Annotated in this window: 6 protein-coding genes; 1 reads left to right on the top strand and 5 read right to left on the bottom strand. The window is 72.0% G+C overall.

Annotation, left to right across the window (positions count from 1 at the left end; all coding sequences use genetic code 11):
* Positions 1-134: 134 nt before the first annotated feature.
* The gene (pepN, locus tag ABT106_RS28505; RefSeq protein ID WP_351282955.1) at positions 135-2,717 is read right to left on the bottom strand and encodes an aminopeptidase N; all 2,583 of its coding nucleotides are present in this window, start codon (positions 2,715-2,717) and stop codon (positions 135-137) included.
* A gap of 139 nt (positions 2,718-2,856) precedes the next feature.
* On the opposite strand from pepN, the gene ABT106_RS28510 reads away from it, so the two are divergent.
* Complete coding sequence (locus ABT106_RS28510) at positions 2,857-3,387, top strand: DUF1203 domain-containing protein (RefSeq protein WP_351282957.1); 531 nt, start codon at positions 2,857-2,859, stop codon at positions 3,385-3,387.
* 61 nt (positions 3,388-3,448) lie between these two features.
* Here the strand turns inward: ABT106_RS28510 and ABT106_RS28515 are convergent, their stop codons facing one another.
* The 4 genes from ABT106_RS28515 to ABT106_RS28530 all read right to left on the bottom strand — a co-directional run bounded on the left by ABT106_RS28515 (position 3,449) and on the right by ABT106_RS28530 (position 9,983).
* Positions 3,449-4,477 (bottom strand): aspartate-semialdehyde dehydrogenase, encoded by a 1,029-nt coding sequence (locus ABT106_RS28515; RefSeq protein ID WP_351282960.1) that lies wholly within the window; start codon positions 4,475-4,477, stop codon positions 3,449-3,451.
* A 255-nt stretch (positions 4,478-4,732) separates the two neighbouring features.
* The gene (locus tag ABT106_RS28520; RefSeq protein WP_502979508.1) at positions 4,733-8,056 is read right to left on the bottom strand and encodes a S8 family serine peptidase; all 3,324 of its coding nucleotides are present in this window, start codon (positions 8,054-8,056) and stop codon (positions 4,733-4,735) included.
* Positions 8,057-8,386: 330 nt separating this feature from the next.
* Complete coding sequence (locus ABT106_RS28525; protein ID WP_351282965.1) at positions 8,387-8,908, bottom strand: CGNR zinc finger domain-containing protein; 522 nt, start codon at positions 8,906-8,908, stop codon at positions 8,387-8,389.
* A gap of 112 nt (positions 8,909-9,020) precedes the next feature.
* Complete coding sequence (locus ABT106_RS28530) at positions 9,021-9,983, bottom strand: hypothetical protein (RefSeq protein WP_351282967.1); 963 nt, start codon at positions 9,981-9,983, stop codon at positions 9,021-9,023.
* Positions 9,984-10,189 lie beyond the last annotated feature (206 nt).

The following is a 10,189-nucleotide window of genomic DNA, read 5'->3' on the forward strand; positions in this document are numbered from 1 at the left end:
GCCTCCCGCAGGGCCGCCGCACGCGATTCCACGTACACGGCCGACCTCCGCACGAGGCCGGTGTCCGTCTCCCGGGCCGTCGGCTCGTGCGAGCCAACGGCGACGACGGTGGCCCGGCCCGCCGGCGTCACGCGTTACACCGCGGCGGCAGCGGCGGCGGCGTCGGCCGCCTGGGCCCGCAGGGCCCGCTCGACGCCCGCGCGCGACTCCGACACCAGGCGGCGCAGGGCCGCGTTCGGCTCGGCCGCGGCCAGCCAGGCGTCGGTCGCGTCCAGGGTCTCCTGCGTGACCTGGAGGGACGGGTACAGCCCCACCGCGACCTGCTGCGCGATCTCGTGGCTACGGGTGTCCCAGACCTCCTTGACCGCCGCGAAGAACTTCTCCGTGTACGGGGCCAGCAGCTCGCGCTGGTCGCTCTGGACGAAGCCGCCGATCACCGCCTCCTGCACCGCGTTCGGCAGGTCGCCGGACTCCACCACCGAGGCCCACGCCGCGGCCTTGGCCTCCGCCGTGGGGCGCGCGGCCCGGGCGGTCGCCGCGTGGCGCTCGCCGGCGGCCGTCGCGTCCCGCTCCAGCTCCGCCGCGATGGCGGGTTCGTCCGCGACACCGGTGGCGACCAGGCGCTCCAGGAACGCCCACCGCAGCTCGGTGTCGACGGCCAGGCCCTCGATCTCCGCCGCGCCGTCCAGCAGGGCCGACAGGTACGTCAGCTGTCCCTCGGTGCGGGCCGTGGCCGCGAAGGCCCTGGCCCACGCCAGCTGGTGGTCGCTGCCCGGCTCGGCCGCCCGCAGGTGCTCCAGGGTGGCCTCGGTCCAGATCGCCAGGCCCTCAGGGCGCCACACCGGGTCGGCGTACAGCTCGACGGCCAGCTTGACCTGCCGGTGCAGGGACTGGACGACGCCGATGTCCGACTCCTTGCCGATGCCCGAGAGCACCAGCGCGAGGTAGTCACGGGCGGCCAGCTCGCCGTCGCGCGTCATGTCCCAGGCCGAGGCCCAGCACAGCGCGCGCGGCAGCGACTCGGTGAAGTCGCCGAGGTGCGCGGTGACGTTGGCGAGGGAGATCTCGTCCAGGCGGACCTTGGCGTACGACAGGTCGTCGTCGTTGAGCAGCACGACCGTCGGACGGGCGCGGCCCACCAGCTCCGGCACCGCCGTCAGCGGGCCGTCGATGTCCAGCTCGATCCGGTCGGTGCGCACGAGGCGCCCGTCCTGGAGCTCGTACAGGCCGACCGCGATCCGGTGCGGACGCAGGACCGGCTCGCCCTTCGCGCCCGCGGGCAGCGCCGGGGCCTCCTGGCGGACGGCGAACGCGGTGATGACGCCCTGCTCGTCCGTCTCCACCTCGGGGCGCAGGACGTTGATGCCGGCGGTCTCCAGCCACGCCTTCGACCAGGCGGTCAGGTCGCGGCCCGAGGTCTCCTCCAGGAAGCCCAGCAGGTCGGACAGGCGCGTGTTGCCGAACGCGTGCGCCTTGAAGTAGCCCTGCACGCCCTTGAAGAAGGCGTCCGTGCCGACGTAGGCCACGAGCTGCTTGAGCACCGAGGCGCCCTTGGCGTACGTGATGCCGTCGAAGTTGACCAGGACGTCGTCCAGGTCGCGGATGTCGGCCATGATCGGGTGCGTCGACGGCAGCTGGTCCTGCCGGTACGCCCAGGTCTTCATCGAGTTGGCGAACGTGGTCCACGCGTGCGGCCACTTCGAGCCCTCGGCGTACGCCTGGCAGGCGATGGAGGTGTAGGTGGCGAACGATTCGTTCAGCCAGAGGTCGTTCCACCACTCCATGGTGACGAGGTCGCCGAACCACATGTGGGCGAGTTCGTGCAGGATCGTCTCGGCGCGCACCTCGTACGCCGCGTCCGTCACCTTCGAGCGGAAGACGTACTGGTCGCGGATGGTGACCGCGCCCGCGTTCTCCATGGCGCCCGCGTTGAACTCCGGGACGAAGAGCTGGTCGTACTTGGCGAACGGGTAGGCGTAGGCGAACTTCTCCTGGAACCACTCGAAGCCCTGCCGGGTCACATCGAAGATCGCGTCCGCGTCGAGGAACTCGGCGAGCGAGGGCCGGCAGTAGATGCCGAGCGGCACGGACTGGCCGTCCTTGCCCTCGTAGGAGCTGTGCACCGCGTGGTACGGGCCCACGATCAGCGCGGTGATGTACGAGGAGATCCGCGGGGTCGGCTCGAAGGCCCACACCCGGTCCCTGGGCTCTGGCGTCGGGGAGTTCGAGATGACCGTCCAGCCCTCGGGGGCCGTCACGGTGAACCGGAACGTCGCCTTCAGGTCGGGCTGCTCGAAGCTGGCGAAGACCCGCCGCGCGTCCGGCACCTCGAACTGGGTGTACAGGTAAGCCTGCTCGTCGACCGGGTCGACGAAGCGGTGCAGGCCCTCACCGGTGTTGGTGTACGCGCAGTCCGCGACGACGCGCAGCTCGTTGGTCCCGGCCGCCAGGTGCTTCAGGGCGATCCGCGAGTCCCGGAAGACGGCGGCGACGTCGAGCGCGTGGCCGTTGAGGACGACCTCGTGGACGGCCGGGGCGACCAGGTCGATGAAGGTCTCGGCCCCGGCCTCGGCCGACTGGAAGCGCACGGTGGTCACGGACGGATAGGTCCCGCCCTCCTGCGCCCCACTGAGATCGAGTTCGATCTCGTACGAGTCGACGGTGAGCAGCTTTGCCCGCTGCTGAGCCTCTTCACGGGTGAGATTCGTGCCTGGCACGCGTTCATCTCCTTCGATGGTGACGTTCCGGCCCATCCTTCCACGCAGACCCGGCCCGGAGCCTCCGAGTAATCCACGGGCGAACGCGAGGTCCGATTTCCGCCAGCTTGGGACCTCCGCGCCCGGCAGGATCGGCCCCATGACCACGCCGACCACCCCCGCCGCGCTCCCCATCGGCCCGTCCGCCCTGGCCGGACTGCGCCGGATCGACGACGCCGGCCGCCCCTGCCTGCCGTACGAGGACCCCGAGGGCGGTGCCCCGCTCCGCTGCTGCCTGCGCCGCAGCCGCGCCGGCGAACGCGTCGCCCTGGTCTCCTACGCACCGCTGCGCCGCTGGGCGGCGCTGTCCGGCGCGGATCCGGGAGCGTACGACGAGCAGGGGCCCGTCTTCGTGCACGCCGACGCGTGCGCGGGCCCGCGGGAGGACGCCGGCCTGCCGTTCGGGACGCCGGGGGCGCTGCGGGCCGCCCGGCGCTACGACGCGGGCGGCCGCATCCTCGGCGGCCGCATGCTGTCCCTGGGCGAGGACCCCGACGGGGTCGTGGGGCGGGAGCTGGCCGAGGCGTTCGCCGACCCGGAGGTCGCCCTCGTCCACGTCCGGGCGGTGGAGTACGGCTGCTTCCTCTACGAGGTCCGCCGCGAGGTCCGTCCCGCGCCCCGCCGGCCGTGACACGGGGGAGGGGCGGGCGCCGTCCGGCGCCCGCCCCTCGTGTTCCGCTCCCGCGCGGGGATCAGCCGCGCAGCTCCTCGGCCACCAGCTCGGCGATCTGCACCGCGTTCAGCGCGGCGCCCTTGCGGAGGTTGTCGTTCGAGAGGAACAGGGCGAGTCCGTTCTCCGCCGTCTCGTCCAGCCGGATGCGGCCCACGTACGAGGCGTCCTTGCCGGCCGCCTGGAGCGGGGTCGGGATCTCCGAGAGCTCGACGCCCGGGGCGTCCCTCAGCAGCTCGTAGGCGCGCTCCACGCCGAGCGGGCGCTCGAAGCGGACGTTGACCTGGAGGGAGTGGCCGGAGAAGACCGGCACGCGCACGCAGGTGCCGGAGACCTTGAGCTCCGGGAGCTCCAGGATCTTGCGGGACTCGTTGCGGAGCTTCTGCTCCTCGTCGGTCTCGAAGGAGCCGTCGTCCACGATCGAGCCCGCGAGCGGGAGCACGTTGAAGGCGATGGGCCGCTTGTAGACGCCCGGCTCGGGGAAGACGACGGCCTCGCCGTCGTGCACCAGCGCGGTGGCCTCGCCCGCGACGGCCTTGACCTGGCCGTCGAGCTCGGCGACGCCGGCCACCCCGGAGCCGGACACGGCCTGGTAGGTGGTGGCGATCAGCGCGGTCAGACCGGCCTCGTCGTGCAGCGGGCGCAGCACCGGCATCGCGGCCATGGTGGTGCAGTTCGGGTTCGCGATGATGCCCTTGGGGCGGTTCCTGATCGCGTGCGGGTTGACCTCGGAGACCACGAGGGGGACCTCGGGGTCCTTGCGCCAGGCCGAGGAGTTGTCGATCACGACGGCACCCTGGGAGGCGACCTTCTCGGCGAGGGCCTTGGAGGTCGCGCCGCCGGCGGAGAACAGCACGATGTCCAGGCCGGAGTAGTCGGCCGTGGAGGCGTCCTCGATGGTGATCTCCCGGCCCTCCCACTCCAGGACGGAGCCCGCGGAGCGGGCCGACGCGAACAGCCGCAGCTCGTCCACCGGGAACTTCCGCTCGGCGAGGATGCCGCGCATGACTCCGCCGACCTGTCCGGTGGCTCCGACGATTCCGACCCTCACGGTGACTCCTCTGGTACGTACGACGCGGGCGCGCGTGGAGCCATCATGCGTTCGACCCCACGAGCCTTGTCCAATCCATTGTCCGAGGAACGGACGGTGTCCTGAACGTGCACCCGTGTGACGTCTGCGCGGCGACCCTGTTGCACGCCCCTCGATCATCCGTTTTGCCTGGTCGGAGGCGACCGGACCCGGGGAACACGAAGGGGCGGCGCTCGTCGGAGCGCCGCCCCCTCGGCCTGTCAGGTGCCTACCGGGTTACGGGAGGACCTTCTCGATCTGCACGCTGCCGGTGCCGGCGGCGGTGCCCCCGGCGTTGAGCAGCTGGACCTGGCCGAAGAACTGACGGCCCTCGGGGGCCGCGCTGGAGACCAGGACGTTCGCCGAGACCTGCGCGGTGGCGCCGGTGGCGAGGTTCACCGCGGCGGCCTCGTCGACCTGGACGGAGCCCAGAGCGGCCGAGAAGAACACGTCGCGGTAGTCGTACGTGGTGGAACCGGACGGGATCGCGTAGCCCAGCACCGCGATGGTGTAGGTGCCCGCGGCCGGGTTGACCAGGCTCACGGCCTCCTCGGAGTCGCCGTCGGCGGAGCTGCCGACCTTGACGCCGTCCTTGAACACGTCGAGGTCGAGGTCGGCGCCCGTGTCGGACGTCTTGCCGATCGCGATGTCGAGGCGGGACACGCCCGCGCCGATCGTGACCTCGGTGGTGTGGGTCTCACCGGTGGCGATGGTCGGCTTGGCGACCTTCGCCGAGCCGAGCGGGCCGCCCTTGAGCTTGCCGCCGGCGATGGCCGCGGCCTCGTTCTTGACGGTCCACTGAACCGGCGCCGGGGTACCCAGCTTGACCTCGGGCAGGACCTTCACCGCGGGGTCGAAGGCCGCGCCGAGCACGGAGACGTCCAGCTTGTACGGGTTGTCCAGCAGCGGCGACGTACGGCGCGACTCGACCTCGATCTCCCAGACGCCCGGCTGCGGGTCGGCGTAGGAACGCAGGTCGGGGCGGCAGGTGTTCGCCGGGTTGTCGTAGTTCGGGTAGCACTGGGTGGTCGCGCTGTCCTCGACGCCCAGACCGTACGGGTGGATCGAGATGAAGCGCGTCTGGCTGCCCGGCTGCAGACCGCCGAGGGCGACCTCCAGGGTCTTGGCGCCCGGCGGCACGGTGACGAAGTACGACTTGTGGCTGTTGCGCTGCACGGACGAGGTGTCCGACAGCTTGAAGGACGGGGTCGCCAGCGGGGTCGAGGCGACGACCGTCGTCAGGATCTGCTTGTCGATGCCCTCGGTCGTCGCGTCGTCCAGCTGCAGGATGCCGCTGTGCACGCCGGCCGACGTGGCCTTGGCCTCGACCTTGATGGTGACGGGCTTGTTCAGCGGCAGCGTGACGTAGTCGTAGCCGCCGATGACCTTGAAGGTCCCGTCGTTGTTGCGCCAGCTCAGGTCGTGCCGGGTGCCGTACTTGACGCCCGTGGTGCGGGTGACGACGACGTTGTAGACCTTCTTCTGGCCGACCTTCAGGCCGCCCTCGCGGTCGTAGACGCCGGTGCCGAAGCCCGGGGTCTTCAGGAACTGGTCGATCGCGGTGTCGACCGGCGCCTTGACGGTGAAGTCGTTGGCCTTGGCGTCGCGCTGGATGGACTCCCACGCGCCGACGACGTCGATCAGACCCGCGCCCTGGGCGTGCGCCGGAACGTCGGCGATCTTCTTCGCCGTGCTGGTGAGCGCGACGCGCAGACCGGCCGGCTTCAGCGCGATGTTGGCCTGCTTGGCGGCCGAGATCAGCAGCGCGCTCGCGCCCGCCGCCTGCGGCGACGACATCGAGGTGCCCTGGAGCATCGCGTAGCCGGGCGGCAGCGCGTAGCCCGCCTCCTTCACCGGCGAGCCCGGGATCCAGGTCTGCGCGGTGTTGATGGAGGCGCCGGGGGCGGTGATGGTCGGCGTGAAGCCGCCGTCCTCACGCGGGCCGCGCGAGGAGAAGTTGAACATGTTGTACTTCTTGGCCACGCCCGAGCCGTAGTTGGCGGCCCACGTCTCCTTGGAGACCGCCGCGCCCACGGAGAGGACCTTGTCCGCCAGGGCGGGGTCACCGATCGTGTTGACGCCGGGGCCCTCGTTGCCCGCCGAGATGACGAGCTGGACGCCGTACTTGTCGATCAGGTTGGAGTAGAGCTCCGAGCGGGCGTTGTTGCCGTCGTTGAGCGCCGGCAGGCCGCCGATGGACATGTTGACGATGTCCACGCCGCGGTTGACGACGAGGTCGATCATGCCCTCGGTCAGCGCGATGTTGGTGCAGCCGCCCGACCAGGTGCAGGCGCGCGAGGAGACGAGCTTGGCGCCGGGGGCGGCGCCGTTCATCTTGCCGCCGAAGAGGCTGTTGGCGGCGGTGATGCCGGCGACGTGCGTGCCGTGCGTGCCCTCGATGATGCCGATGTTGACGAAGTCGGACTTCTTGCCGACCCAGTCCCCGCCCAGCGGGTCCATCGGGACGTCCTTGCGGATCTCGATCACGAACGGGATGCGCTCGACGACGGGGGTCGCCGGGTTGTCCGTCCCGAAGTAGCCGACCTGGTAGCCGTCCTTGTACGGCTTCATCGGCTCGTTGTTCGTGAAGTCGAGGTCCTGGTCGGTGTCCACGCGCACGGTGCCCGTCGCCGGGTCGTACAGCATGCCGAACCGGTCGGTGGTGTCGCCGTCGCGGTTGACGTCACCGGCCATGTCGCCGTTCGCGGTGATCGACTCGCTGAAGCGGCTCCACTGGAACGCGCCCTCGGGCGCCTTCCAGGTCGAACCGCCCGCGGCGAACGAGGCGCCGGCGACCGGGGTGATCTGCGCCCGCCAGGTGCCGTCGTTGTCCGTGATCGGGTCGGTCGCCGTGACCCAGTCGACGATCTTGCGCTCGCCGGTCGTGGTCGTCTGCAGCGCGGGGTGACCGAGGTCGACACCCGAGTCCATGATGCCGATGGTCACGCCGCGGCCGTCGGCCTGGGGGTTCTTCGTGACGAAGTCCACCGCGCCGGTCTCGAAGGACGGGTTGTACGGGTTCTTCGCCGGGGTGTTGGCGTCCGGCGCGGGGTAGGTCTCGGCCGCGGTCTTCTTGGCCGCGGCGTTCTCGCGGTCCGCGTCCGGGCGCGGGTCCGGCAGCTGGATCTCGTGACGCAGGTCGATGCCGTGCACCGAGGTCAGCTTGACGGCCGCCTTGAGGGCGGCGTCGGCCTTCCCGGTGGGCAGCGTGGCGCGCACGTAGCCGAGGTCGTCGTACGTACGGCCCACCGAGGCACCCTCGACGGCGCCGAGCTGCTGGGCGACCTGCTTCGTCTGGCCGGGGGCGGTCGCGACCATGACGGTGACGGTCTTGTCACCCTTGGACTTGGCCTCCTGCAGCAGCTCGGCATCGGCGGAGCCGAGCTTCTGGTCCGCGGACTTCACCGGCGGTGTGGCGCGCGGCCCGTCGACGGTTCCCGCGGCGAAGGCGGGCATCGCTCCGGTCGCGCAGAGCGCGGCCACGAGGCCCGCGGCGGCGGCTATTCGGGCCGCTCGTCTGGGCCCGGATATGGAGCTGGGGGATTCGAGGGTCATCAGCATCCCTGGTATGTGAAAGATACGGTCCGGATTTCGGTGCCGGATGACCGGTCAGCCTTGCGCAAGTGACCGCTCTTTGGGGAGGGATGTCATTGACCGAGACCTGACATGGCGGACTCCCGCCATGGCGCGGTATGCGCCAGTGGGCCCGTACCGGGGCGTACCAGGGAGAAACGGCGCCGATGTGGAGTGGATTTGTAGACTTCACGACCGCACCTCGGTGCCGGGGCGCGGTCGCCTTCCGGGTCGGGTGTGACACATTCCGTCCGTCCAGCGCACGCGCGTGCGCGCGGAGGCGTGACGAGGGGGCGTGACGAGGGGGCTGCGCCGGGCCTACGCCCGGGCCCCGCAGGCCGCCGTCCCGCACCGGCGCCGGGTGCCGTCGGGCGAGTCGTCGCGGAAGCGCAGTCCGCAGTCCCCGGACGCGCAGGTGCGGATGCGGCCGGGCGCGGAGTCCAGCAGGTCCAGGTAGTCGCGCACCGCCGTCCACGCGGGCCCCCAGGCCGGATCCGCGAACTCGGTCCGCTCGCCCCGTCCTTCGGCGGTCAGGGTGACGCGGACGCGGCCGTGCTCCAGGACCGCGTCGAGCAGGGCCCGCGCGCTCGCGTCGGCCGGGTCGGCCACCGCCCGGGCCAGGGCCTCGCGGGCGGTCAGCAGGTGGATCAGGGCAGGGGCGTCGGCGCGGAAGCGGCCGGCCAGCCCGGCGCTCTCCAGCCAGACCGTGACTCCCTCGACGCGGGTCAGTCCGGCGGCGCCCGCGAAGAGGTCCAGCGGTTCGCCGTCCGCGGTCCAGCGGGTGTTCAGCAGGTCGAGCGCGAGAGGTTCCCCGGTCAGGGGTCGTGGGTCCACCGCCATGTCCTGCCCCTTCGTACCGTCTCGCCCGCCCCTGAAGGGTACGCGGCCGCTCGGCGCGGGCCGTCGCCGCGGGGCGCCCCGAGCGCGCCCCGGCCCGCGGGCCTGCGGCGCCTCACCGGGGGAGGACCACCAGGTAGGCGGCGGGCTCGTCGTCGGCGGCCGCCGTCAGCGCGGTGCGGACGACCGCGGCCTGCTGCTCGGGCCAGTCGCGGAGCTTGCGCGGGGTGACGTACAGGACGGTGATCCCGAGCCGCTCCAGGGTCTCCCGCTTGCGGACGCACTCGGACCACTGCTCGTCCTCCCCCTGGCGCGGGGCCCGGGTGTCGATCTCCAGGGCCACGCCCTGCTCCGGCCAGAAGGCGTCCACCCCGCCGAGGTGGGGGCCGCCGGGCAGCCGCAGGTCCACGTTCCAGACCGGCTCGGGGAGTTCGAAGCCCCGTACGATCCGGTACAGCCGGTCCTCGGCGATGGCGCGCCCCTCGGCGAGGAGCGACTCGACGGCGTCGACCACGTGCGGCCGGCTCAGCAGCCGGGCCACCGTCAGCTCCCGTACGACGGCGGCCGGTTCGCAGTGTCCGCCGCGGACGGCCTCGCTGAGCAGGCGGCGTACGGTGCCCGCGTCCGCGAGCTGGGAAACGGCGTCGGCCACGGCCCGCGCGACCGGCGCCACCGGAAGCCCGGTCACCTCCTGCGACCGGGGCGGGACGTGCGCCCGCACGATCCGCACGTCGCCGGTGGAGCGGAGCCGGCGGGTGCCGGGGACGAGCACGTCGATGCGGGAGAGCGCCGGCAGCGCGGGGGTGGAGGAGAACCGGTACAGCGCGAGCGCCGCCAGCCCGGTGATCATGGCCTCGCCGTTGCCGCGGCGCTCGGCGTACAGCAGCGCCGCGTGCAGCCGCTCCTCGCTCGTGGCCGGGCCCGGGTGGAGCAGGAAGATCCCCGGCAGGATCTGCCGCCAGGGCTTCTCCGCGGCGTCGGACGCGGAGACGCCGTGCTCGCGCAGCTGGGCGAGGGTCAGCACACGGGGTCGGCTGCCGGTGAGGTGGGCGAGGGGGAGGGGCGCGTTGTGGTTCATGACGCTGAGGTTCCCTCAGGCCACGGCCTCGCTAACCCCTGTTACACATCCGTCGACAAACCGGGACAAGGCGGGGCTAAAGTACGGGCGTTCGACTGCCGATGGGGTGCCCGCTCCCCGCGGGGAACGGGCACTTGAGCGTCACGACGCCGATGTCCTGCCCGTACTGGAGGTGACGGACGACCTCCGCGTCCCACCAGGGCGGA

The organism is Streptomyces sp. NPDC002044 (assembly GCF_040296725.1).
In the GTDB taxonomy this organism is placed as follows: Bacteria; Actinomycetota; Actinomycetes; order Streptomycetales; family Streptomycetaceae; genus Streptomyces; species Streptomyces antarcticus.